Origin of the sequence: Ancylobacter sp. IITR112, assembly GCF_041415945.1 — a bacterium.
Classification (GTDB): Bacteria; Pseudomonadota; Alphaproteobacteria; order Rhizobiales; family Xanthobacteraceae; genus Ancylobacter.
The window spans coordinates 1576626-1599462 of sequence record NZ_JBGCUS010000001.1; the positions used below are offsets into that span (position 1 = coordinate 1576626).

The 22837-nt window shown below is 68.1% G+C and carries 22 protein-coding genes and 1 tRNA gene; 16 read left to right on the forward strand and 7 right to left on the reverse strand.

Going from position 1 to position 22837, the window contains the following annotated elements; translation table 11 throughout:
- Positions 1 to 173 precede the first annotated feature (173 nt).
- Entirely contained in the window at positions 174 to 1874 is a 1701-nt protein-coding gene (locus AAC979_RS07495) for an extracellular solute-binding protein (protein ID WP_371349017.1), read from the reverse strand.
- A 319-nt stretch (positions 1875 to 2193) separates the two neighbouring features.
- Between AAC979_RS07495 and AAC979_RS07500 the strand changes: the two genes are divergently transcribed.
- Positions 2194 to 2943 carry an invasion associated locus B family protein gene (locus tag AAC979_RS07500; RefSeq protein WP_371346189.1) on the forward strand — a complete coding sequence of 250 codons (750 nt, stop codon included), beginning with the start codon at positions 2194 to 2196 and terminating at the stop codon, positions 2941 to 2943.
- An 81-nt stretch (positions 2944 to 3024) separates the two neighbouring features.
- On the opposite strand, the gene hspQ is transcribed toward AAC979_RS07500, so the two are convergent.
- Positions 3025 to 3372, reverse strand: a complete 348-nt coding sequence (hspQ, locus tag AAC979_RS07505) for a heat shock protein HspQ (RefSeq protein ID WP_371346190.1) — start codon at positions 3370 to 3372, stop codon at positions 3025 to 3027.
- 171 nt (positions 3373 to 3543) lie between these two features.
- Between hspQ and AAC979_RS07510 the strand changes: the two genes are divergently transcribed.
- Positions 3544 to 4506 carry an AEC family transporter gene (locus AAC979_RS07510; RefSeq protein WP_371346191.1) on the forward strand — a complete coding sequence of 321 codons (963 nt, stop codon included), beginning with the start codon at positions 3544 to 3546 and terminating at the stop codon, positions 4504 to 4506.
- Between the two features lies 1 nt (position 4507).
- On the opposite strand, the gene AAC979_RS07515 is transcribed toward AAC979_RS07510, so the two are convergent.
- A complete protein-coding gene (locus AAC979_RS07515) occupies positions 4508 to 5719 on the reverse strand; it encodes a UbiH/UbiF family hydroxylase (protein ID WP_371346192.1) in 1212 nt (403 codons plus the stop codon).
- Between the two features lie 171 nt (positions 5720 to 5890).
- Here AAC979_RS07515 and AAC979_RS07520 point away from each other — a divergent pair, with 171 nt between their 5' ends.
- The 8 genes from AAC979_RS07520 (at position 5891) to AAC979_RS07555 (ending at position 14913) form a co-directional block, all read left to right on the forward strand.
- On the forward strand, positions 5891 to 6622 hold the full coding sequence (locus tag AAC979_RS07520) for a phosphatidylcholine/phosphatidylserine synthase (protein ID WP_371349018.1): 732 nt from the start codon (positions 5891 to 5893) through the stop codon (positions 6620 to 6622).
- Between the two features lie 40 nt (positions 6623 to 6662).
- Positions 6663 to 7640 (forward strand): quinone oxidoreductase, encoded by a 978-nt coding sequence (locus tag AAC979_RS07525; RefSeq protein WP_371346193.1) that lies wholly within the window; start codon positions 6663 to 6665, stop codon positions 7638 to 7640.
- A 216-nt stretch (positions 7641 to 7856) separates the two neighbouring features.
- Positions 7857 to 9422, forward strand: a complete 1566-nt coding sequence (locus tag AAC979_RS07530; protein WP_371346194.1) for an ABC transporter ATP-binding protein — start codon at positions 7857 to 7859, stop codon at positions 9420 to 9422.
- Complete coding sequence (locus AAC979_RS07535) at positions 9412 to 10488, forward strand: ABC transporter permease (protein WP_371346195.1); 1077 nt, start codon at positions 9412 to 9414, stop codon at positions 10486 to 10488. The genes AAC979_RS07530 and AAC979_RS07535 overlap by 11 nt, the downstream gene beginning before the upstream one ends.
- Positions 10481 to 11404 carry an ABC transporter permease gene (locus AAC979_RS07540; RefSeq protein ID WP_371346196.1) on the forward strand — a complete coding sequence of 308 codons (924 nt, stop codon included), beginning with the start codon at positions 10481 to 10483 and terminating at the stop codon, positions 11402 to 11404. Before AAC979_RS07535 ends, AAC979_RS07540 begins: the two co-directional genes overlap by 8 nt.
- A gap of 102 nt (positions 11405 to 11506) precedes the next feature.
- A complete protein-coding gene (locus AAC979_RS07545) occupies positions 11507 to 12592 on the forward strand; it encodes a BMP family ABC transporter substrate-binding protein (protein ID WP_371346197.1) in 1086 nt (361 codons plus the stop codon).
- A gap of 325 nt (positions 12593 to 12917) precedes the next feature.
- Positions 12918 to 14135: an ArgE/DapE family deacylase gene (locus AAC979_RS07550; RefSeq protein ID WP_371346198.1), complete on the forward strand. Its 1218-nt coding sequence runs from the start codon at positions 12918 to 12920 to the stop codon at positions 14133 to 14135.
- Between the two features lie 13 nt (positions 14136 to 14148).
- Positions 14149 to 14913: a hypothetical protein gene (locus tag AAC979_RS07555; RefSeq protein WP_371346199.1), complete on the forward strand. Its 765-nt coding sequence runs from the start codon at positions 14149 to 14151 to the stop codon at positions 14911 to 14913.
- A 27-nt stretch (positions 14914 to 14940) separates the two neighbouring features.
- On the opposite strand, the gene rimO is transcribed toward AAC979_RS07555, so the two are convergent.
- From rimO to AAC979_RS07570, 3 genes are all read right to left on the reverse strand, one after another.
- Positions 14941 to 16302 carry a 30S ribosomal protein S12 methylthiotransferase RimO gene (rimO, locus tag AAC979_RS07560; protein ID WP_371349019.1) on the reverse strand — a complete coding sequence of 454 codons (1362 nt, stop codon included), beginning with the start codon at positions 16300 to 16302 and terminating at the stop codon, positions 14941 to 14943.
- A gap of 141 nt (positions 16303 to 16443) precedes the next feature.
- Positions 16444 to 16773: an antibiotic biosynthesis monooxygenase gene (locus tag AAC979_RS07565; RefSeq protein ID WP_371346200.1), complete on the reverse strand. Its 330-nt coding sequence runs from the start codon at positions 16771 to 16773 to the stop codon at positions 16444 to 16446.
- A 150-nt stretch (positions 16774 to 16923) separates the two neighbouring features.
- Positions 16924 to 17493 (reverse strand): hypothetical protein, encoded by a 570-nt coding sequence (locus AAC979_RS07570; protein WP_371346201.1) that lies wholly within the window; start codon positions 17491 to 17493, stop codon positions 16924 to 16926.
- A 562-nt stretch (positions 17494 to 18055) separates the two neighbouring features.
- Between AAC979_RS07570 and AAC979_RS07575 the strand changes: the two genes are divergently transcribed.
- Together AAC979_RS07575 and AAC979_RS07580 are read left to right on the forward strand one after the other, a co-directional pair.
- The gene (locus AAC979_RS07575; RefSeq protein WP_371346202.1) at positions 18056 to 18331 is read left to right on the forward strand and encodes a hypothetical protein; all 276 of its coding nucleotides are present in this window, start codon (positions 18056 to 18058) and stop codon (positions 18329 to 18331) included.
- A gap of 144 nt (positions 18332 to 18475) precedes the next feature.
- Complete coding sequence (locus AAC979_RS07580; RefSeq protein WP_371346203.1) at positions 18476 to 19264, forward strand: hypothetical protein; 789 nt, start codon at positions 18476 to 18478, stop codon at positions 19262 to 19264.
- Between the two features lie 17 nt (positions 19265 to 19281).
- Here AAC979_RS07580 and AAC979_RS07585 read toward each other — a convergent pair whose 3' ends face one another.
- On the reverse strand, positions 19282 to 20175 hold the full coding sequence (locus AAC979_RS07585) for a LysR family transcriptional regulator (RefSeq protein WP_371346204.1): 894 nt from the start codon (positions 20173 to 20175) through the stop codon (positions 19282 to 19284).
- A 106-nt stretch (positions 20176 to 20281) separates the two neighbouring features.
- Here AAC979_RS07585 and AAC979_RS07590 point away from each other — a divergent pair, with 106 nt between their 5' ends.
- The 4 genes from AAC979_RS07590 to AAC979_RS07605 all read left to right on the forward strand — a co-directional run bounded on the left by AAC979_RS07590 (position 20282) and on the right by AAC979_RS07605 (position 22730).
- The gene (locus AAC979_RS07590) at positions 20282 to 20998 is read left to right on the forward strand and encodes an SDR family oxidoreductase (RefSeq protein ID WP_371346205.1); all 717 of its coding nucleotides are present in this window, start codon (positions 20282 to 20284) and stop codon (positions 20996 to 20998) included.
- 9 nt (positions 20999 to 21007) lie between these two features.
- Entirely contained in the window at positions 21008 to 21439 is a 432-nt protein-coding gene (locus AAC979_RS07595; protein ID WP_371346206.1) for an Atu4866 domain-containing protein, read from the forward strand.
- A 279-nt stretch (positions 21440 to 21718) separates the two neighbouring features.
- Positions 21719 to 21808, forward strand: a tRNA-Ser gene (locus AAC979_RS07600).
- Positions 21809 to 22463: 655 nt separating this feature from the next.
- Positions 22464 to 22730: a hypothetical protein gene (locus AAC979_RS07605; protein WP_371346207.1), complete on the forward strand. Its 267-nt coding sequence runs from the start codon at positions 22464 to 22466 to the stop codon at positions 22728 to 22730.
- The last annotated feature ends 107 nt before the right edge of the window (positions 22731 to 22837 follow it).

A 22837-nucleotide genomic window follows, 5' to 3' on the forward strand; every position in this document is an offset into this window, starting at 1 on the left:
GCAGTGCACTCGCGCGCCGCCGTTCCGGCCCCTGCCGGCCGACCGCGCGCCTTTCGCCCTTAAGGAACAGGTGAAGGCCCGGCTGTCCAGCGCTTCATGCACCGGCCCGGCGGATTCGACCTGACGCAGCGCCCCCGGGGGCGCCCCGGCCACGCCGGCGCGGGCCACGCCACTCACCCCGGGCCCTGCCACCAGCTTTCGGCCAGCGTGCCCTGAAGCGCCAGCGTCTGCGGGCGCTCGACCTTGCGCCAGCGGGCCACCCACTGGCCGGGCGTGTAGAACAGCGGCACGGAGAATTGCGCGGAGATCAGCACCCGGTCGAGCGCGCGCACGGCGGAGACGAAATCCTCCTTGCCCTGCGCTGCCAGCAGCGCCTCGATCATCGCGTCGGCCGCCTGGCTCTTCAGCCCCATGAAATTGCGCGTGCCGGGCGTGTCGGCGGCGGCGGAGCCGAAATAGAACGCCTGCTCATTGCCGGGGGAGAGCGACTGGTCCCAGATATAGGGCACCATGTCGTAGTCATAGGTCTGCTTGCGGGCCTCGAACTGAACATTGTCGACGAGGCGGATGTCGAGCCGCACTCCGGCGCGGCGCAGCATGTTCTGATAGGCCAGCGCCAGCCGCTCCTGATCCTTCGAGCCGACGAGGAGTTCGGCGGCGAAGGGCTGGCCGGTGGCGCGGCTGGTGAGCGCGCCGCCCTTCAGTTCCCAGCCGGCGGCGGCGAACAGGTCGAGCGCCTCGCGCAGCCGGGCGCGGTCGCGGCCCGAGCCGTCCGAGCGCGGGGCGTGCCAGGTGCCGGCCATCACGTCAGGCAGCACCGCATCGGGATAGGGCGCCAGCAATTCGCGCTCGCGCGCCCCGGCCGGGCGGCCGAGCGAGGAGAGTTCTGAATCGTCGTAGAAGCTGCCATTGCGGCGGTAGAGGCTGAAATAGAGGTTCTGGTTCGCCCATTCGAAGTCGAACAGCGCCACCATCGCCTGGCGCACCCGCAGATCGGCGAAGAGCGGGCGGCGCATGTTGAAGATGAGCGCGGAATAGGGTTTCGGCGTGCCGGTGGCGATCTCCTCGGTGACGATGCGCCCGTCGCGCACGGCGGGGATGTCGTAGCCGGTCTTCCAGCGGCCGGGGTCGGTCTCGAAGCGTATGTCGTAGAGGCCGCGCTTGAAGGCTTCGAACTGCGCATTCACGTCCCGGTAGAAGTCGTAGCGCAGGCTGTCGAAATTGAAATTGCCGCGATTGACCGGCAGTTCCGCGCCCCAATAGGCGGGCGAGCGGGTGAGCAGCACGCTCTCGCCCGGCTTCACCTCGGAGGCGACATAGGGCCCGCTGCCGAGCGGGGCCTTGAACGTCGTCTGCTCGAAGGTTTCCGTATCGGTGGCGCGGCGGGCGAGCACCGGCATCAGCGCGAGGATCAGCGGCAATTCGCGGTCAATCACGGCGAAGGTGAAGCGGATGGCGAGCGGGCCGGTCACCTCCGCCTTCGCCACCTTGCCGTAATAGGTGCGGTGGTTCGGCCGGCCCTTGGCCCGCAGCAGCTCGTAGGAGAACAGCACGTCGTCGGCCGTCACCGGCGTGCCGTCGGAAAAGCGGGCGCGCGGGTCGATCTCGAAGGCGACATAGGAGCGCGCCGCGTCCGTCTCCACCCGGCGCGCCAGCAGGGCGTAGCAGGTGAACGCCTCGTCCGGGCTGCGCGCCATCAGGCTTTCGACGATGTTCCAGCGGATGAAGGGCGGGGCGGTGCCGCGCACGATGAAGGGGTTCAGGCTGTCAAACGTGCCGACCGCGCCCTGAACGAGCCGCCCGCCTTTCGGCGCCTGCGGATTGACGCTGCGGTAATGGGGGAAATCGGCGGGGTAGAGCGGTTCGCCATGCATGGCGATGCCGTGCCCGGAGACGAGGGCTTGTGCCGCGCTCTCCTGCGCCCGCGCCGCGCCGATCAGCGGGTAGCTCGCCGCCGCGCCGCCGGCGATTAAGACATTGCGCGCAAAAGCCCGCCGGGTGATACCGCTCACGCATCGGCTCCTGTTCGAGATTCGGCTCGAATTTGACTTCGACTTCTAGCATGAACCGGAGACCGATATGTCCCGGGGTCACTCTGTCGCCTCAATTGCGCTTGAGACAGCCCCACGATCGCGTTATGGCGGCGAGGCGTCCGCTGTTGTCTCTACCCGGTTCGCTCGACAGGAACTCGACATGATCCACCGCTCCACTCTCGCGCGCAGCCTGGCTGGCGCCGCCCTGACGCTGGCCCTTGCCAGCGGCGCCGCGCTCGCCCAGACCGCGCCGGCCAAGCCCGGTGCCAAGCCGGCCGCTCCCGCCGCGCAACCGGCGCCGGCCAATGGCCAGCAGGCCGCCGCCCCGCAGCAGATTCCCGCCATCCCGATTCCGTGGCTGAAGCGCTGCCGGATGGAGCCGTCGATCAACAAGAATGTCTGCGAAATGGAGCAGACCATCATCACCGATACCGGGCAGTTCCTCGTCCGCTTCGGCATCTTCGAAGTGCAGGATGACCCGAAGAAGGCCTTCACCGTCGCCTTCCCGACCGGGCTTCTGCTGCGCAACGGCTTCCGCGTCGCCCTCGCCGGCGAGCAGCCGATTCTCGGCACCTTCGTGATGTGCGACCAGCAGTTCTGCCGTGGCGACATCCAGGTCGACCAGGGCTTCGTCGACCGCATGAAGAAGGCGCCCGGCCTGACCCTGCAGGTCGCCAATGCGGTCGGCCGGCTGATCTCCTACCCGATCGGTCTCGGCGATTTCGCCAAGGTCTATGACGGCCCGCAAACCGACCAGAAGGCGTTCGAGGCGCAGATCGCCAAGATCCAGGAACAGGTGAAGGCCCGCCAGGACCAGCTCAAGGCCGAGGCCGAGCAGCGCGAACAGCAGACCAAGGCTGGTCTCGAAAAGCTCGGCGCCGAGAAGCTGAAGAACGCCCCGGCCCAGTAAGGCCCGCATACCTCCCGATACAGAAACGCCCGGCGGTGAGCCGGGCGTTTTCGTTTGGGGCAGATGCGGAAGAGGCGAGAGCTATTGCAGCCGGTCGCGGCGCACCCGCCAGCCGCCATCGCCATCCGCTGCCAGCATTTCGGCGAGCTGGGGATGACGCAGAGGCTCGCCCGTGGTGTCGAGTTCCAGATTCTGCTCGGAGACATAGGCGACGTATTCCGTCTCCGCGTTCTCGGCCAGCAGGTGGTAAAATGGCTGGTCTTTGGTGGGGCGGATGTGTTCGGGGATCGATTCCCACCATTCGTCGGTGTTGGAAAATTCCGGGTCCACGTCGAACACCACGCCGCGGAACGGATAGTGCCGATGCCGGACCACTTCGCCGATCCGGTATTTGGCGTTCCGCTCTCTCATCCTGAACCCGCCCGCCATCCTGAACTTTCTGCGACAAAGGAGAGGCGACCCCGTAGCGGGCGGCGCCTGAACCTGTCAACCGCGCCCCAACAGCCGGACGAATGCAACCGGCGTGCCCCGCCGCCTCGCCGGGCGCCGATTTCGAAGATGGCGATTGACCGCAACCGAGCGAGCCGGTAGCGAGCGGCTATGGACGAGGTCCTCGCGCTCGCGCTTCCCTTCTTCGGCGTCATCTTCCTGGGGCTGGGATGCGGCCGGCTGGCGCGCATCCCGGAAAGCGGCCTCGCCTGGCTGAGCTTCTTCATCATCTATGTCGCCCTGCCGGCCCTGTTTTACTCGCTGGTGGCGCGGACGCCGTTTCACGAGCTCACCAATGGCCGCTTCATCCTCGCCACCACGGCGACGACGGCGGTGTGCTTCACCCTCTCGCTGCTGGTGGGGCTTTGGCTGCGGCGCGGCAATCTGCCGGAAGCCGCCATCGCCGCGATCGTCGGTTCCTATGCCAATGTCGGCTATATGGGGCCGGGGCTGACTCTGGGCGCGCTCGGCGCGGGCGCCTCGGTGCCGACCGCGCTGATCTTCGTCTTCGACAGCCTGTTCTTCTTCACCATCGTCCCGGTGCTGATGGCGATCGGCGGGCGCGACCGGCGCGGGCTCGGCCACACGCTGCTCCTCGTGGTGCGCCGCGTGGTGACGCACCCGTTCAATGTCGCGACCTTCCTCGGCGTGCTTTCGGCCTATGCCGAGTTCCATCCGCCGGCCGCGATGGAAAAGACCATGGAGTTCCTGCGCAACGCCGCCGCGCCCTGCGCGCTGTTCACGCTCGGCGTTTCCGTCGCGCTGCGGCCGATGGGGAAGATGCAGAGCGAAGTGCCGTGGCTGCTGGCCATCAAGCTCGTCATTCATCCCGCCCTGGTCTGGCTGGTGCTGAGCCTGGTCGGCGGCTTCGATCCGGTGTGGATCGCCACCGCCGTGCTCATGGCGAGCCTGCCGCCGGCGCTGAACGCCTTCATCATGGCCAAGCAGTACGACACCTATGTCGCCGGCGCCTCCGGCGGCGTGCTGGTCGGCACGGTGGTGTCCGTCGCCACCGTCACCGCCATGCTCTACGCCCTGCAGCACGACATGCTGCCGCACGGCCTGCTGCAGTAACTTAAAGCCGCGCCCCCGCCAGCAGGCGCGGCACGTCGCTTGTCGGACCGACGCCCTCGCGCATCACCAGCCGCCGCAGGGCGGGGGACTGGCCGAGCATCCACAGGCCGAGCCCACGCAGGCCGGCGACGGGCAGAAAATCCGTCAGCAGCGAACGGTTGAACAGGTCGATGGCGACGCCGCGCGCCCCGACATCGCGGCGGCGCCGCCGCTCATAGGCGTCCATCGCCTCCGCCCCGCCAATGTCGCGGCTGGCGCGCCGCGCGTCGCTGGCGATCTCCGCCAGAGTGGCGGCGTCGCGCACGCCGAGATTGAGCCCCTGCGCGCCGATGGGCGGAATGATGTGGGCGGCTTCGCCAATCAGCGCGATTCGGCCGCGGGCGAAGCGCGTGGCGGTGCGCTGGCTGAGCGGAAAGCTGCCGCGCGGCGAATCGAGCCGCATCGTCCCGAGCAGCGAATGCGCCTTGCGCTCCATCTCCCGCGCGAAGGCGGCATCATCCAGCGCCGCCAGCGCTTCCGCCTCCGCCGCCGAAACGACGCAGACCACGCTGGCGCGATTCCCGGGGAGGGGCACGAGGGTGAACGGGCCGGTGCGGGTGTGAAACTCGGTCGAGACATCGCGATGCGGGCGGCTATGGGCGAGGGTGGCGGTGACGGCGACCTGCGGATAGTCGCGGCTCGTCACCTCGATGCTGGCGGCGCGGCGGCAGGGCGAGTTGCGCCCGTCCGCCGCAGCGATCAGCGCGGCGATGACGCGGCTGCCATCGTCCAGTTCCAGCGTTGCGTGGGTTCCGGTCTCGGCGATGCCGGTGACGCTGGCGGCGCGGCGGGTGATGGCGGGCGTCGCCGCTACCGCCGCGTCGAGCGCGGCCAGCAGCGCCTCGTTCTCGACATTCCAGGCGAAGCCCTCCAGCCCCAGTTCGCCGGCGCGGAACTCCACTTCCGGCGCGCGGATCAGCCGGCCCGTATCGTCGATGAGCCGCATAACCCGCAGCGGCGAGGAATCGCGGCGCAGCAGCGGCCAGACGCCGAGCGCGTCGAGCGCCTTCACCGAGCCGTCCATCAATGCCGTGGTGCGCGCGTCCGGCGCGCGGGGCGGGGCGACCAGCGTGACGGGAAGCCCGCCCGCCGCCAGCGCCAGGGCCGCGATGAGACCGCTGGCGCCGCCGCCAACCACCGCCGCCGCCTGTTCCGTGTGCAGTTCGGATGACATGTGAACCTCCTTGTGCATCACCGGGACTATAAGCCGGACCTGGAGTGTGGGATAAGCAGCCCGGCGTGGTCTGGCAATGCGGATCGCGGCGGGCGCATGTATATGTCAGAAATAGAAGAGGCAGGCGGCGGCCCCAGCGGTCGACCGGGCGGGGGAGGAGAGCCGGTGGCGATGACAACCAAGTCGCTCAATGCGGGGCCGGCCGGCCGTCGCACCCTCGCTTTCGCCGTGCACATCTTCACCGCCTCCGGCGCGGTATGCGGCCTGATGGCGCTGATGGCGGCAGTTGAAGGCCATTGGGCGATCATGTTCACCTGGCTCGGCATCGCGCTGTTCGTCGACGGCATTGACGGCACCATGGCGCGGCGCGCCAAGGTGGGCGAGGTGCTGCCGCGCTGGTCGGGCGACACGCTGGACCTCGTGGTCGACTACCTCACCTATTGCCTGGTGCCGGCTTTCGCTGTCGCCTCGGGCGGGCTGATGCCGTTCTGGCTGGCGGTGGCGGCGAGCGCCACCATCCTGCTGACCAGCGCGCTCTATTTCGCCGACACCTCGATGAAGACCGACGACCTGTATTTCCAGGGCTTTCCGGCGGTGTGGAACGTCGTCGTGTTCTATTTCTTCCTCGTGCCGCTCAACCCGTTCGTGATCGCCGGCATCATCGCGCTGCTGGCGGTGCTGACCTTCCTGCCGATCAAGTTCGTGCACCCGTTCCGCGTCGTGCGGCTGCGCCTGCTCACCCTCGCGCTGCTGGCGCTGTGGGCGGTGCTGGCGATCGTCGCCGTGGTCGAGAACATGCGGCCGGATGTATGGGTGACGGTCGGGCTGTGCGCCTGCGCGCTCTATTTCGCGCTGTTCGGGGTGATCCCGGCGCGCCTGCGCCGCGCCGGTCCCCAGGGCTGAGCGGCATCCTCACCTTTCCCTTCTAGCGCAGGAGAGCACGATGGCGGTGGCGATTCGCGTCCATGAAGTCGGGGGGCCGGAGGTCCTGCGCCTGGACGAGGTGACGCTCGGAGCGCCCGGACCGGGCGAGGTGCGGCTGCGCCACACCGCGGTCGGGCTCAACTTCATCGACACCTATTTCCGCAGCGGGCTCTACCCGGCGCCCAACGGCCTGCCCTTCATCCCGGGCAATGAGGCGGCGGGTGTCGTCGTCGAAGTGGGCGAGGGCGTGGACGGGCTCAAGCCCGGCGACCGCGTCGCCTATGGCTCCTCGCTCGGCGCCTATTGCAGCGAGCGCGTCATGTCCGCCGCGCCGCTGGTGAAGCTGCCCGATTCGATCGCCGACGAGACCGCCGCCGCGATGATGCTGAAGGGCATGACCGCGCGCTATCTGCTGCGCCAGACGCACAAGGTGAAGGCCGGCGACACGCTGCTCGTCCATGCGGCGGCCGGCGGTGTCGGGCAGATCCTGTGCCAGTGGGCGACGCATCTTGGCGCCACCGTCATCGCCACGGTGGGCTCGGCGGCGAAGGCGGAGATCGCCAAGGAGTGCGGCGCCGCCTATGTCATCAATTACAGCGAGGAGGATTTTGTCGCACGAGTGCGCGAAATCACGGAGGGCGCGCTGTGCGATGTCGTCTATGACGGGGTGGGGCAGGCGACCTACCCGGCCTCGCTCGACTGCATCAAGCCGCGCGGCCTGTTCGCCAGCTTCGGCAATGCCTCCGGCGCGATCAAGGATTTCAGCCTGCTCGCCCTGTCGAGCAAGGGCTCGCTCTACGCCACCCGCCCGACCCTGTTCACCCATGTCTCGAACCGTGCGGACCTGCTCGCCAATGCCGCCGATCTGTTCGAGGTGGTGTCGTCCGGTGTGGTGAAGATCCCGGTGAACCAGCGCTACGCGCTCGCCGACGCGGCCCAGGCGCATCGCGACCTCGAAGCGCGGCGCACCACCGGTTCCACCGTGCTGCTGCCGTGATGGTATCTTGTTGCCGCAAGCTGGCGAAAAATGCGCCAGTTTTCGAAGTTTTCGGGCCAGACTTTAGGCTTGCCCCGCGTGCCTCCCATGCCATGCTGCCGCTGACCGCCTCCACAGCGTGCTGCGCATGACCCTCGATCGCTCCCCGCTCTCCCAGATCTTTTGCCCGCGCGGTGCCCGTCACCGCCGGCTTTGCCGCTGACGTGGAGCGCGGGCATGGGGGAGGCGCCGCACAAGCCGGACTCGCTGCTTGAAGCGGTGGAGCTCACCAAGCGCTTCGGCGCGCTTGTGGCCAATGACCATGTGAGCCTCGCCATCCGCGCCGGCGAGACGCATGCCCTTCTCGGCGAGAACGGCGCCGGCAAGTCCACGCTGGTGAAGATGATGTGCGGCCTGCTGCAGCCCGATTCGGGCGAGCTGCTCTATGAGGGCGCACCGATCGTCTTCCCCGATCCCGCGAGTTCCCGCGCCAAGGGCGTCGGCGTCGTGTTCCAGCATTTCGCGCTGTTCGACGCGATGACCGTGGTGGAAAACGTCGCGCTCGGCCTGCCCGGCCACCAGCCGCTCTCGGTGCTGGCGGCCCGCATCGACGATTGCGTGCGCCGCTATGGCCTTGCCGTCGAGCCCTATCGCCGCGTCGGCGAACTCTCCGTCGGCGAGCGCCAGCGGGTGGAGATCGTCCGCTGCCTGCTCGGCGACCCGCGCGTGCTGATCCTCGACGAGCCGACCTCCGTGCTCACCCCCGACGAATCGGAAAACCTGTTCCGCACCGTCGATGTGCTCACCGGCGAGGGCCGGGCGGTGCTGTTCATCAGCCACAAGCTGGACGAGGTGCGCCGGCTCTGCCACCGCGCCACCGTGCTGCGCGGCGGCAAGTTCATTGCCGAGGTCGATCCCAAGCGCGAGTCCTCCGCCAGCCTCGCCCGGCTGATGGTCGGCGCCGAGGTGCCGCGCACGCCGCGCGCCACCACCCACGCGCTGGGCGAGCCGCGCCTGCTGCTGCGCCACCTCAACCTTCCCGGCGACGGGTCGCGCGGTTCGGCGCTGCACGACATCAATATCGAGGTGCGCGCCGGCGAGATCGTCGGCATCGCCGGTGTGGCGGGCAATGGCCAGACGGCGCTGTTCAACGTGCTGTCCGGCGAAACCCTGGTCGAGGACCAAGAAAGCATCGTCATCGACAAGGTGGCCGCCGGCGGGCTCGGCCCCACGGAGCGCCGTGCGCTGGGCGCCGGCTTCGTGCCGGAGGAGCGGCTGGGCCATGCCGCCGCCCCCGATATGCGCCTGTCCGACAATGTGCTGTTGACCACCCATGGCGACGGCGAGATCGTCACGGCGGATGTCATTCGCCGCACCACGCTGTTCGGCCGCTTCCAGAAGATCGTGAAGGGCTTCGACGTGCGCTTCGGCGGCAAGGACCCGAAGGCGCGGCGGCTTTCCGGTGGCAATCTGCAGAAATTCGTCATCGGGCGCGAAGTGCTGCGCAACCCGGTCCTCATCGTCGTCGACCAGCCGACCTGGGGCGTGGATGCCGCGGCCGCCGGCTTCATCCGCACCACGCTGCGCGAGCGCGCGGCGCAGGGCTGCGCGGTGCTGGTGGTGAGCCAGGACCTCGACGAGCTGCTGGAATTCACCGACCGCATCGCCGTGATGAGCGAGGGGCGCCTCACCGCGCCGGTGCCGGTGGAAGAGACCTCGCGCGAGGCGATCGGCCTCGCCATGGGCGGCGCCCATGGCGCGCATGACAGCGACGCGGAGGGGGAGGGCCACCATGCCGCTTAGGCTCGAACGGCAGGAGAACATCTCCGCCCTGCGCCACGCGCTGGCGCCGCTGGTGGCGCTCCTCGTCACGCTGGTGGTCGGGGCGGTGATGTTCGTGCTGCTGGGCCACGATCCCCTCCGCGCCTTCGCCATCTATTTCATCGAGCCGCTGGGCGACGCCTACACGCTGCAGGAACTGGTGGTGAAGGCGACGCCGCTGCTCCTGATCGGTGTCGGCCTCGCCTTCTGCTACCGCGCCAATCGCTGGAACATCGGCGCGGAGGGCCAGTATGTCGCCGGCGCCGTGCTCGGCTCCTGGCTGGCGCTGGCGACGCATGCCAGCGAGGCCGGCCCCTGGGTGCTGCCGGCGATGCTGGTGCTGGGCGCCATTGGCGGGGCGCTGTGGGGGCTGATCCCGGCCTTTCTGCGCGTGCGCTTTGGCTCCAGCGAAATCCTCACCAGCCTGATGCTGGTCTATGTCGCGCAGCTCGGGCTGGATTATCTCGTGCGCGGTCCGTGGCGCGACCCGCAGGGCTTCAATTTCCCGCAGAGCGTGACCTTCGACGATGTGGCGTTGATGCCGCTGCTGATGGGCGAGGGGCGGCTGCATGCCGGCATCGTTATCGCGCTGATCGTGGTGATCGCCGCCACCTTCGTGCTCGGGCGGACGCTGATCGGCTTCTCGATCGAACTCGCCGGCTCGGCGCCGCGCGCCGCCGCCTTTGCCGGCTTCGACGAGAAGCGCGTCACCTATGGCGTGTTCGCCGTTTCCGGCGCGCTGGCGGGGCTGGCCGGCATCATCGAGGTGGCCGGCCCGATCGGTCAGTTGCAGCCGACCATCTCGCCCGGCTACGGCTTCACCGCCATCATTGCGGCGATGCTCGGCCGGCTGCACCCGGTGGGCATCCTCATCGCCAGCCTCGTGCTCGCCCTCACCTATATCGGCGGCGAGGCGGCGCAGATCAGCATGCGGCTGCCCTTCGACGTGACGCGGGTGTTTCAGGGCACGCTGCTGATCGCCATTCTCGCGGCCGATGTTCTGGTGCGCTACCGCATCCGCCGGGTGGAGGGAACCAGCCATGCTTGATGCGGCGATCCTCGGAGCGGTGCTCGCCAGCATCGTGGCGGCGGCGACGACGCTGCTCATCGCCGCGCTGGGCGAACTGGTGGCCGAGCGCGCCGGCACGCTCAATCTCGGCGTCGAGGGCATGATGATCGTCGGCGCGGCTGTGGGCTATGCCACCGCCTATGGATCGGGCAGCCTGCTGCTCGGCACGCTGGCGGCGGTGCTGGCCGGAGTGATGCTCTCCCTCGTCTTTGCCGGCCTCGCCATCTGGCTGGCGACCAACCAGGTCGCCTCGGGCCTTGCCACCACCATTCTCGGCCTTGGCGTCGCCGGGTTGATCGGTTCCAATTTCGTCGGCACACGGCTCGACGGCGCGCCCGAACTGGCGATCCCCGGCCTCACCGACCTTCCGATCATCGGCGAAGCAGTGTTCGGGCAGAATGCCTATGTCTACGCCTCGCTGCTGCTGCTCGCCGCCGTCACCTACACGCTGGCGCGCACCCGTATCGGCCTCGTGCTGCGGGCGGTGGGCGAGAACCACGCGGCGGCGCACGCTCTCGGCCATCCCGTCCGCCCCATCCGCACGCTGGCGGTGATGTTCGGCGGCGCCTGCGCCGGGCTGGCCGGGGCGCATCTTTCCCTGGCCTATACGCCGTTCTGGGCCAGCGACATGACCGCCGGGCGCGGCTGGATCGCGCTGGCGCTGGTGGTATTCTCCGCCTGGCGGCCGCTCTGGCTGCTCGGGGGCGCCTATCTCTTCGGCGCGGTCTCGATCTTGCAACTGCACGCGCAGGGGTTCGGGCTGGGCATTCCCTCGCAACTGCTCTCCTCGCTGCCCTATCTCGCGACGATCGCCGCGCTGGTGGTGATCTCGGCGCTGAAGCACGGGCAGGGGGCGCCGGCCTCGCTGGGCGTGCCCTTCGTGCCGGACCGCTGACGACGACCACAGACCCGGCCGCACGGTGCGGCCCCCCGGTGCGCGAGGCGGTCGCGCGTGCCGGTGATCCCTCCGGCCGCGACTGACGGAGCGGAGACGTTCATGCGCAAGATTCTCTCCATGGCGATGACCATCGCCACGGGCTTCGCCCTCGCCGGGGCGGCGGTGCCGGCGGCCCAGGCGGCGGAGAAGCTGAAAGCGGCCTGGGTCTATGTCGGGCCGGTCGGCGATTTCGGCTGGTCCTACCAGCACGACCAGGGCCGCCAGGCGGTTCAGAAGAAGTTCGGCGACCAGGTGGAGACCACTTTCGTCGAGAACGTCTCCGAAGGGCCGGACGCCGAGCGCGTGATCGAGCAACTGGCGCGCGCCGGCAACAAGATCATCTTCACCACCTCCTTCGGCTTCATGGAGCCGACGCTGAAGGTGGCCAAGCGTCATCCCGACGTCTATTTCGAGCACGCCACCGGCTTCAAGCGGGCCAAGAACGTCGCGACCTACAACGCCAAGTTCCATGAGGGCCGTTACGTCCTCGGCCAGATCGCGGCGAAGATGTCGAAGACCGGCACGGTCGGCTACATCGCCTCGTTCCCGATCCCGGAAGTGATCTCCGGCATCAACGCGCTGATGCTCGGCGCGCAGTCGGTCAATCCCGACATGAAGATCAAGATCGTCTGGGTGAACTCCTGGTTCGACCCGGCCAAGGAAGCCGACGCCGCCAAGGCGCTGATCGACCAGGGCGCCGACGTGATCTCCCAGCACACCGACAGCCCCGCCGCCATGCAGGCCGCCGAGCAGCGCGGCGTGAAGGCGTTCGGCCAGGCCTCGGACATGATCAAGTTCGGCCCCGAGGCGCAGCTCACCGCCATCGTCGACGACTGGGCGCCTTATTACATCGAGCGCGTGCAGGCGGCGCTCGACGGCACCTGGACCTCCACCGACACCTGGGGCGGCATGAAGGATGGCGAGGTGGTGATGGCCCCCTACACCAACATGCCCGACGAGGTGAAGAAGATGGCCGAGGCCACCCAGGCGGCGATCACCTCCGGCGCGCTGCACCCGTTCAAGGGCCCGATCCTCAACCAGAAGGGCGAGGTCGTGGTGAAGGAGGGCGAGGTGCTGGCCGACAAGGACATCCTGTCGATGAACTGGTACGTGAAGGGCATCGACGACACCGTGCCGGGCAAGTAATCCGTCCGTTGCGAGAGGCGGCGGCACGGCCCCGGCCGCGCCGTCGCGATTGCCAAAGCCGGCGCCATATGCGATGCGCAGGCGGGACGCCCTGTCCCGACCGGAGGCGCAGTGTCGACGCGATGACGATCCCCGCGTATTTCGCCAGGCCCGAAATCGCCGCCACGGCCAGCCGCGTGCCGATCGGCCGCCTCCGCCCCGCGCCGGCCCCGCGCTCCCCTTCCTTTCTGACATTCGGCCTCTCGCCGTGGATCGGCGCGCTCGTTCCATTCGTCATCGGGGCACGGCGCGCCCGAACCGATGGCAGCCCAGGCGGAGCACAGATGTGAGCACTTCCGGCGACGACGACTGGCTGGACCGTGAGGTCGCCTTCCTCAAGGCTCTGGTGCGCACACCCAGCGACAACCCGCCGGGTGATTGCGCCCCGCACGCCGAAGTCACCGCCCGGCTGCTGGAGGAATTCGGCTTCACCGTCGAACGCCACGCCGTGCCGGAGCCCTTCGTCCGTGCGCACGGCATGAAATCGGTGGTCAATCTCATCGTCCGCGAGCGCTTCGGCAGCGGCAGCGGCCCGGTGATCGCGCTCAATGCCCATGGCGACGTGGTGCCGCCGGGCGAGGGCTGGACCTACGACCCCTATGGCGCCGTTGAGAAGGGCGGGGCGATCTATGGGCGCGGCGCGGCGGTGTCGAAGTCCGACTTCGCCACCTATGCCTTCGCCCTGCTGGCGCTGAAGCAGCGTCCGGAGGGCCTCGACGGCACGGTGGAACTGCATTTCACCTATGACGAGGAGGCTGGCGGCTTCGTCGGCCCGCAATGGCTGCTGCAGCACGGCATCAGCGCGCCGGACCTCGCCATCTCCGCCGGCTTCTCCTATGCCGTGGTGGTCGCGCATAATGGCTGCCTGCACATGGAAATCGTGGTGCGCGGCCGGCAGGCGCATGCGGCGATGCCGGAGACGGGGGCGGACGCGCTGGAGGCCGCCACCGGCATTCTCTCCGCGCTTTATGCCGAGCGCCGGCGCCTGAGTGGCCTCACCAGCGCGACGCCGGGGATCGGCTCGCCGAAGATCACCGTCGGCCTCATCTCCGGCGGCATCAACACCAATGTGGTTCCCGACCGCATCGTGCTGCGCGTCGACCGCCGGCTGACCCCGGAGGAAGATGGCGAGAGCGTCGAGGCGGAACTGCATGCGCTGGTGGAGGGCGCGGTGGCGGGCCAGGCGGGCATCGACATCGAATGCCGCCGCCTCATCCTCGCCGAGCCGCTGCGGACCCTGCCGGGCACGGAGCGGCTGGTGGAGACGATTCAGAAACACGCCGCCGAGGTGCTGGGCGAAACCCCGCCGGCCACGGCGGTGCCGCTCTATACCGATGCGCGCCACTACACGGCCGCGGGCGTGCCGACCGTGCTCTACGGCGCCGGTCCGCGCTCCATACTCGACGCCCACGCTCACGCCGCCGATGAGCATGTGCGCATCCGCGATCTCAAGGCCGCGACGCAGGTGATCGAAGCCGCGCTGCGCGACCTGCTGAAACCCTGAGCGGAGACGCGACGTGACGTGGACCCGCGTGTTCGTCAGCGAGTATTTCCCGCTGTTCGTCGCTTTCATCGCCACCGTGCCGCTGCTGGCGGGCTGGGCCTGCTACCGGGTAGCGATGCACCCGCGTCTCGTCGCGGTGTTCGTGCCGCGCGACCTGCAGACCTCCTATCTCGGCGCGCTGACGCTGCCCTTCGCGCTGTTCCTCGCCTTCATGGTGAGCGACATCTGGAACCGCGAGACGCTCTACGCCAAGACCGTGCTGCAGGAAGTACAGAAGCTCGACGCCATGCTCGATGTCGCCCGCGTGTGCGGTCCGGTCTGCGCACCGATCGACGACGCGGTCGGCGTCTATGCCCGCGCGCTGTCGCGCTATGAATGGGACGAGGGTTGGGTGCGGCCCAATGCCGAGGTGTCAGCCACCTTCGAGGCACTGGTCGATGCCATCGGCCGGGCCGAGGCGGACGCCGCCATTCCGACCTATATCCGCACGATACTGCTCAATGGACAGATCGAGCTGCGCCGGCTGCGCACCGATCGCTACTTCATTCTGCATGCGGATCTGGCGCCGCACCGCTGGATCGTGGTGATGGTACTGGGCCTTCTGTCACTGATCGGCCTCGCGGCGCTGCATGTCGGCAAGCCCTATCAGCTCATCCTCGGCCTATCGACCTTCGCCATCGCCTTCTCGATGACGCTGGCCTACACCGTGGTGCTGGCGTGGCCGACCGTCGACGAGAGCATCATTCCCTCCGAGCAGTTGCGCCGGGTGCTGGAATAGCGCCGCCCGGCGCCACGCAGGCGACCGTCAGTACCCGACCGCCGTGCCGTGCAGGTCATAGGCGTCGGCGCGCTCGATCTTGACGGTGACGATCTCGCCGACACGCAGCGGACGGCGGGCGGCGACATGCACCACGCCGTCGATTTCCGGCGCATCCGCCTTGGAGCGGCCGAGGGCGACGGTGGGGCCGACGCTGTCGATGATCACCTGCTGGCGGGTGCCGACCTTGCGCTTGAGGCGGCGGGCGCTGACGCGCTGCTGCACCTCCATGAAGCGCTTCCAGCGCTCCTCCTTCACCTCGTCCGGCACCATCTCGGCGCCGAGCGCATTGGCGGGGGCGCCGTCCACCGGCTCATATTTGAAGCAGCCGACACGGTCGAGTTCCGCCTCTTCGAGGAAGGCAATGAGTTCCTCGAACTCCGCCTCGGTCTCGCCGGGGAAGCCGACGATGAAGGTGGAGCGCAGGGTGAGGTCCGGGCAGGCGGCGCGCCACGCCTGCACGCGGGCGAGCGTCTTCTCGTTCGAGGCCGGGCGCTTCATGCGCTTGAGCACGGTGGGGGAGGCGTGCTGGAAGGGGATGTCGAGATAGGGGAGGATGACGCCTTCCGCCATCAGCCCGATCACCTCGTCGACATGGGGGTAGGGGTAGACATAGTGCATGCGCACCCAGGCGCCGAGGCTGCCAAGTTCGCGCGCCAGATCGAAGAAGCGAGCGCGGACCTCCCGGTCCTTCCACTGGCTCGGCGCGTAGCGCAGATCCACGCCATAGGCCGAGGTGTCCTGCGAGATGACGAGGAGTTCCTTCACCCCGGCATTCACCAGCCGTTCCGCCTCGCGCAGCACATCCGCCGCCGGCCGGCTGACGAGATCGCCGCGCAGCTTGGGGATGATGCAGAATGTGCAGCGGTTGCTGCAGCCCTCGGAAATCTTGAGATAGGCGTAATGGCGCGGGGTGAGCTTGATGCCCTGCGGCGGCACCAGATCGACGAAGGGATCGTGCTGCGGCGGCACCGCCTGATGCACGGCGGCGAGCACGCTCTCATATTGCTGCGGCCCGGTGACGGCGAGCACGCCCGGATGCACATCGCGAATCTGCTCGGGCTCGGCGCCCATGCAGCCGGTGACGATGACCTTGCCATTCTCCTTCAGCGCGTCGCCGATGGCGGCGAGGCTTTCGGCCTTGGCGCTGTCGAGAAAGCCGCAGGTGTTGACGATGACCAGATCGGCGCCCTCGTGATGGCGCGACAGCTCATAGCCTTCCGAGCGCAGGCTGGTGATGATCCGTTCGCTGTCGACCAGTGCCTTCGGGCAGCCGAGCGAAACGAAGGAGATGCGCGGCGCCTCACCGCGCGCGGGGGAGAAGGCGTCGGAGGACGCGATGTCGGCCATGATCGTGGGGATACCCGGCATTTCAGGATCGCGAGGCGTTACGGCACGCCGCCCGATCCGTCAACTGCGCCGGGCGCCACCCCGCCATGCGGCACCGCCGAAGATGGCCGCCCGGCCTGCGGAGGTCCCCCGACGCCGCGCTCAGGCCGCCGCGTCCTCGACCGACTGGGCGAGCACGCTCTCGAACAGTTCCACCTCGGGATGACCGAGATAGAGCGGCTTGTTGGCGCCGGCGCTGCCATGCGCCTTGCGGAAGGCTTCCGAGCGCGTCCACGCCTCGAAATCCGCCCGCGACGCCCATTCGGAATGCGAGGCGTAGAGCGTGTGGTCGTCCTTGGTCGGGCCGCGCAGCAGATGGAATGACTTGAAGCCCGGCACGGTGCGCAGATGGCTGTCGCGCTCGCGCCAGACGGTTTCGAAATCGGCTTCCGAGCCGAGCTTTACCTTGAAACGGTTCATTGCGAGGAACATGGCGCTCTCCTTGATGTGACCCGGCGGGGGCAGACTTAACCCATCGGGAGGGCCGGGTCGATGCGGCGCGTGGCGCCGTGGCGCCGGCAAAAAAGAAGGGCGGCTCGCGCCGCCCGCCAATATCCGGGAGAGACACATCCGGAACTGGGCTTACTTCAGCTTGTCAACGTCGATGCCGAAAGTGACGGCGCCGATCGCCACGTCCTTGTCGGAAATGGTGACGCTGACCTGGGCGATCTTCTTGCCGTCCTCTTCCTCGACCTTGTCGACGAAGATGGTGCCGGGACCGACCGCATAGGTCTTCTGCCACTTCGCCTCATCGGCCTGCCAGAGGTCCGAGGTGCCGTCGGTCTGGCCGACATTGAGGCCGCGATTATCCATCACGAAGGCCTCGGTGATGACACCGCCGGAAGCATCCTTCTTCTGGATGAGGAATTCGGACAGCTTGTTCTTGCGGACCGGATCGACCACTGCCGGGTCCTTGGCGACCCACGCCTTGTCGAGGGCGATGATGTCTTCCTGCATGAGGCGCTTATGCGCCTTGTTCGACTCGATGATGGCGGTGATCACCACCGGATCGTTGAGCCACGGGGTGATCTTCTCCTGCACATAGGCCGTCGCCGGCTTCACATGCGCCGCCTGTTCCTGCGCGAAGGCGGGGGCGACGGCGAAAAGGCTCGTCGCCGCGGCGAGGGCGACGAACGTGCTGCGGATCTTCATTGGCGTTTCCTCCTCAGGACGGTCTTCTGCCGTCCGTCCGCAGCGTAGCATGATGTAACGATGGGGACGCAAGAGGTATTCAACGCTGCAGGGCAGCACAAATAATGGCATTAATTCGCACTCGCGAAATACTAGAGGCTGACGAAGTATAGTTTATACTCATCCGCCACTCCTGAAGACAGAATGACTATGTGCAACGAAAGAAATCCGTCGATCATACCCCCGCCAAAATGGTGATAGCTGACCAAGCGGAAGAAGCACGCTCCGAGAGCCAGCATCATCGTTCGCCCCGCTCCGATACCGCCACACTAAGCATGAGGGCGGGCCTGGGATGCCGCATTACATGTACGATGTTCCGTATTCTTCATGAGGCACCTCAAGGCTTCACGCAAAAGTGCGGCCGGGCCGTCGCCAGTTTCGCCATGATCGCGCCCAAGCGTGCCCAGATACTTCTTGACTGCGTCATTTGGGTGCCAAGATCATCAGCCTAGGATGCGCCTGCCCGCCGAGGGACACGGCCCCGCCCCGACGGGTTTCACAAAGGCCGGAACGGGAGGTTCTCATGACCAACTTGCTTGAAGGCCCCGCCTTTCGCCCCGAACCGCTGCACGTGCTGATCGGCCAGGAAGACCTGACCATCGACTCGCTCGACGGCGCCATCGGCTTCATTCGCTCGCTGCGCCACGACCGCCTCGGCCGTTTCGCGGAAATGCTGCTCACCCAGTTGGAAGCGGCGCATCTGCCGCAGCAGAAAAACGACGCCTGGGTGGCCTTCGCCACCTGGACCGAAGCCTGCCACCTGCGCAATGACGCGCATCACTGGAGCCGCGCGGCCTGAGCGCCGGCGCCCCGTTCACGACGCGGCGGGAAGACCTATGCGCTTCCCGCACGTCGTTATCCCGGCTAAGTCGATGGCGGTTCCCGCGACGTTGGGTTAAGCGTGACGCGGGGGACTAGCGTTTCGTAACGTCGAGCAACCGCCTTGAAGCTTCGTACTGCCGCTTTCGCCGCGCTCGCCGTCGGCGCCGCCCTTCTGGCTTCCCCCTTTGCGCGGGCCCAGACCACCAGCCGTCCCGCCGACCCGGCGGCGGAGCCGCAGACCGCCCCCCAGGCAGCGCCCCCGCCGCTCGTGCTGCTGCTTGACGGGCTCGGCGTCTATGTCGAGAACGACTATATCGGCGTCTCGTCGCTGGCGCGCCCTCTCGCCCGGCAGGGCTTCCGCACCCGCACCGATTCGCATCTGATGCTGAAGTCGAAGGGCCTCGTGCCCGATGTTATCATCGGCCATTCCATGGGCGGCGAAAGCGCGCTGCGCTACGCCGCCGAACTGGCCCGCGCCGGCTACACGCCGCCGCTCGTGATCACCATCGACGCGGCGCCGGCGCCGCCGGCCTGCACGGTGCCGCGCTGTATCAACATCGCCGGACCGGGCTTCGCCCGCGTGCGCGGCGCGCGCAACATCAGCGCCTGGGACCAGGGCGCGCGTTTCGTCAACCATGCCCAGTTGCCGACCCACCCGGCCGTTCAGCAACTGATCCTCGACGAGACGGCCGCCTGGATGGCAACGTGGCGGGCGAGCCAGCCGCAAATCGCCCGCAGCGCCACCCCCAAGCCGGCCTCGCGCCAGGCCCGGCCCGAACCGGCGCCAAGGCCCGACGCCGCTCCCGCGCCCGCCCCGTCACCCGCCGGGCCGAAAATGTGGACCATGCCGGGTTGGACCCTTCCCGACGGGTCTGCGCCGGGCTGGCCGGGCCTGCGCCAGGGGGGCTGAGCCGGGCAGGGGCGGCATCAGCCCCGGGGCTGCCGGACATGGTCGATCAGCGCCCGCAGCTTGGGGGCGAGATTGCGGCGGCTGGGGTAGTAGAGATAGAAGCCCGCGAAGGGTGGGCAGTAAGCGCCGAGCACCTCGACCAGTTCGCCGCGCGCGAGGAAGGGGCGGAACGTCTCTTCCATCCCGCAGGTGAGTCCGGCCCCGGCAACCGCCAGCTTGACCATCAGCGCCATGTCGTTGGTGGTGATCTCCGGCGCCACCGCCACCGCGAAATCGCGGCCATCCTCGGTGAACTCCCAGCGATAGGGCGCGACCTTCGGCGCGGGCCGCCAGCCGATGCAGCGAAAGCCGGCGAGGTCGCGCGGATGCGCCGGCGCTCCGGCGCGGGCGAGAAAGGCGGGCGCCCCGACCACGATCTGGCGCTGCTCACCGGAGACCGGCACCGCGATCATGTCCTGCTCGATCACCTCGCCAAGCCGCACCCCGGCATCGAACCCCTCGGCGACAATGTCGAACTCGGCATCCGTCACCGTCACATCGAGCTGGATTCCGGGATGGGCGGCGGCGAAGCCTGCCAGAAGCGGCCCGGCGAGAAAGCGCTCGGCGATGGAGGAGACGGCGAGCCGAAGCTGGCCGCGCGGCTGCCCCGCATGTGCGCCCGCGTTCTCCACCGCCGCCGTGATGTCGGCCAGCGCCGGGGCCAGCGCGGCGTTGAGCCGCTCGCCCGCCTCGGTGAGGCTGACGCTGCGCGTGGTGCGGCGCACCAGCGCCAGGCCGAGCGTCGCTTCCAGCCGCCCGATGGTCTGGCTCACCGCCGAACGTGTGACGCCCAGACGGTCGGCCGCCGCGCGGAAGCTGCGTTCCTGCGCGACGAGGGCGAACACCGAAAGTGCGTTGAGATCCGTCGCCATTGGTTAGTTCTCCTTCCCAACATGTCGCCTCTGGAACGGCTTATCGCAACAATGGCGGCTCGCTACCTTCCTGCCAACCACACCGGAGCAGAAAAGGAGACGTGACATGGCTCTCGACAAGGTGGTTCTGATCACCGGCGCTTCCAGCGGCATCGGCGCCGGCATTGCCCGCGAACTCGGCCGGGCCGGGGCGCGGCTAGCGCTCGGCGCCCGCCGCACCGAGCGGCTCGACGCGCTGGCCGGCGAGATCGGCGGCGAGGTGCTGACCCGCCGTCTCGACGTGACCGACCGCGCCGATGTCGCCGCCTTCGTGGAGGCGGCCCGCGCGCACTACGGCCGGGTTGATGTGCTCATCAACAATGCCGGCATCATGCCGCTCTCACCCATGGTCTCGCTCAAGGTGGAGGAATGGGACCGCATGATCGACGTGAATATCAAGGGCGTGCTCCATGGCATCGCCGCCGTGCTGCCTGACATGACGGCGCGCGGCGCCGGCCACATCGTCAACATCGCCTCGATCGGCGCCCTGTCGGTTGTGCCAACGGCCGCGGTCTACTGCGCCACCAAATTCGCCGTGCGCGCCCTTTCCGATGGGCTGCGGCAGGAAAACAACAAGCTGCGCGTCACCTGCATCCATCCCGGCGTGGTGGAGAGCGAACTCGCCGACACCATCACCGATCCCGTGGCGGCGGCGGCGATGAAGAGCTACCGCGCCATCGCACTGACGCCGGACGCGATCGGCCGCGCGGTGCGCTTCGCGATCGAACAGCCCGATGAGGTCGATGTCAGCGAGATCGTCGTCCGCCCCACCGCCAGCACGTGAGGGTGAGAGATGACGCGCCCCATCCTCCCGCCGCTGCTCGCCGCCTGCGCGGCCGGCAGCCTTCTCGCCCCTCCTACCGGAGCCAACCCCGCCATGAGCACCCAAAGCACGACCACCCAGAGCATCAGCACCCCAGGCATGCCCGCTCAAACCGCGCACGCTCCCGGGGCGGCCGGCGACGCAGCCCGCACAGGCCCCGACACCGACCACCCCTATGTCGGACTGTGGGTGACGGCCGACCGCTATGTCCGCCACGAACTCCTCCCCAATGGCCGCTATGACGAGGCGCGCGGGGCGCGGCAGAGCGCGTATCGCGGCCGCTACGAGGTGCGTGGCACCCAGATCGACTATTGGGACGATACCGGCTTCACCGCCGACGGCGTGTTCGTTGATGCCGACACGCTGCACCATGGCGGCATGGTGCTGCGCCGGGTGAAGTGAGCAACCGCGCCGCGGCGGATGAACTGCGGCGCGTCATCCCGGCGAAGGGGCGACGCGACGGCTTGACGAGCGGGCGCCGCCTGGGGCATGGCTCGCCGGCGATCGTGCCCGGGGCCTGTGGCCCTCTCTTCGAGACGGATGACACGCAGTCTCCACCATGGAGGCCACGCTCATCGGTCCACCATGAGAGCGCCCGGTGCCAATGCGGCGCCAATCCGGCGCCACGTCCCGGCACCCCGGTCGCCGGCACCAGCGACAATGTTGCTGGTATCGCCAGAAGGAAGGGTGGCCGAGTGGTTTAAGGCAGCGGTCTTGAAAACCGCCGTGGGTTCACGCCCACCGTGGGTTCGAATCCCACCCCTTCCGCCAATTTCATTTTTTCGATCAATAGCTTGCGGCAATCTCCCGGCGCACAATAGGGGCTGCGATTGCCGGGAACAAACGGCGACAGATCGCATTGGAATGCACGTTACGGTGCAAGAAGTCCCGAAATAGTCCCGAACAGCGTTCACGGCGTGTTCTCGGTCTGGAGCGTCCCGGCGCCCTGGCATGGCCTTCCGGAAGGAAGCCGCCGACCCGTGCCCGGTCAATGGGATATCCCAAAGTGGGAAACGAATTGAGCGCATCGGAAAGCAAGGCTTTGCAGCCGGTTCTTTCCCACTTTTGACTTTAGGTTGGCTCCTCCCGCTCAAACTGCGCGCTGACCACCCTGTCAGTGCAAATCCAAAGGTGGCTATGGGCGGTGTCAGGGAAGGGATACGGCCCGGCGGGCGTCTTCTCGCCACAGACCGTGCATCGCATCCTTAGCCGCACGTCGTGGATCGTCTCGCCCGGGCGCGCCCATAAATCCATCACCGAGGCGCGGACATAGACGCCTCGGTGGCCGCAGCGGCATTGAAAGCCGACCAAGGGGCTGGGGTGGCTCATGAGAACATACTGAGAACGCGCCCACCGAGAGTCAATGACCGCGCTAGCGCCGGTCGTCGGTTGCCGTCCCAGGTGCGAATCGCCGATAGCAGCCGCCATGCAGCCCTACGAAATCACGCGGAAGAAGCTCATCAAGTCCGATGGCGAGTGGCGGATAGCGCCGGAGCCGCCTCCGGCAGACGCGCGCACATGGACCGGCAACCTCGCCTTCGTGCCTGGCACCGTGGCGGAGGTTCGCAAGAGCGTCGACGCGGTCAAGATCAGCTTCGCTGCTGATGTCCTGCCGGCCGAAGGCGGAGCGTGGGTATGGGCAGGCATCAGTGATCTGGAGAAGATCGTCCGCGCGCTGAAAGGGTCGGGCTAGTCGAAGACGACGAAAATGCCCCGCCGCCCCGGAGGGCAGCGGGGCGAGTTGACAGGGTAGGATCGCCAGAAGGCAATGAGCCGGGAGAAGTCCCGGCAGCTATCCGC

Excerpts from the sequence above, each read along its gene's own strand:
- AAC979_RS07535 (WP_371346195.1), top strand. The coding sequence starts at position 9,412 with ATGCCGCTTAGGCTCGAACGGCAGGAGAACATCTCCGCCCTGCGCCAC.
- AAC979_RS07595 (WP_371346206.1), top strand. The coding sequence starts at position 21,008 with ATGACGCGCCCCATCCTCCCGCCGCTGCTCGCCGCCTGCGCGGCCGGC.
- AAC979_RS07590 (WP_371346205.1), top strand. The coding sequence starts at position 20,282 with ATGGCTCTCGACAAGGTGGTTCTGATCACCGGCGCTTCCAGCGGCATC.
- AAC979_RS07525 (WP_371346193.1), top strand. The coding sequence starts at position 6,663 with ATGGCGGTGGCGATTCGCGTCCATGAAGTCGGGGGGCCGGAGGTCCTG.
- AAC979_RS07510 (WP_371346191.1), top strand. The coding sequence starts at position 3,544 with ATGGACGAGGTCCTCGCGCTCGCGCTTCCCTTCTTCGGCGTCATCTTC.
- AAC979_RS07500 (WP_371346189.1), top strand. The coding sequence starts at position 2,194 with ATGATCCACCGCTCCACTCTCGCGCGCAGCCTGGCTGGCGCCGCCCTG.
- AAC979_RS07530 (WP_371346194.1), top strand. The coding sequence starts at position 7,857 with ATGGGGGAGGCGCCGCACAAGCCGGACTCGCTGCTTGAAGCGGTGGAG.
- hspQ (WP_371346190.1), bottom strand. The coding sequence starts at position 3,372 with ATGGCGGGCGGGTTCAGGATGAGAGAGCGGAACGCCAAATACCGGATC.
- AAC979_RS07575 (WP_371346202.1), top strand. The coding sequence starts at position 18,056 with ATGACCAACTTGCTTGAAGGCCCCGCCTTTCGCCCCGAACCGCTGCAC.
- AAC979_RS07515 (WP_371346192.1), bottom strand. The coding sequence starts at position 5,719 with ATGTCATCCGAACTGCACACGGAACAGGCGGCGGCGGTGGTTGGCGGC.
- AAC979_RS07565 (WP_371346200.1), bottom strand. The coding sequence starts at position 16,773 with ATGTTCCTCGCAATGAACCGTTTCAAGGTAAAGCTCGGCTCGGAAGCC.
- AAC979_RS07540 (WP_371346196.1), top strand. The coding sequence starts at position 10,481 with ATGCTTGATGCGGCGATCCTCGGAGCGGTGCTCGCCAGCATCGTGGCG.
- AAC979_RS07605 (WP_371346207.1), top strand. The coding sequence starts at position 22,464 with ATGCAGCCCTACGAAATCACGCGGAAGAAGCTCATCAAGTCCGATGGC.
- AAC979_RS07520 (WP_371349018.1), top strand. The coding sequence starts at position 5,891 with ATGACAACCAAGTCGCTCAATGCGGGGCCGGCCGGCCGTCGCACCCTC.
- AAC979_RS07585 (WP_371346204.1), bottom strand. The coding sequence starts at position 20,175 with ATGGCGACGGATCTCAACGCACTTTCGGTGTTCGCCCTCGTCGCGCAG.
- AAC979_RS07495 (WP_371349017.1), bottom strand. The coding sequence starts at position 1,874 with ATGCATGGCGAACCGCTCTACCCCGCCGATTTCCCCCATTACCGCAGC.
- AAC979_RS07570 (WP_371346201.1), bottom strand. The coding sequence starts at position 17,493 with ATGAAGATCCGCAGCACGTTCGTCGCCCTCGCCGCGGCGACGAGCCTT.
- AAC979_RS07545 (WP_371346197.1), top strand. The coding sequence starts at position 11,507 with ATGCGCAAGATTCTCTCCATGGCGATGACCATCGCCACGGGCTTCGCC.
- rimO (WP_371349019.1), bottom strand. The coding sequence starts at position 16,302 with ATGGCCGACATCGCGTCCTCCGACGCCTTCTCCCCCGCGCGCGGTGAG.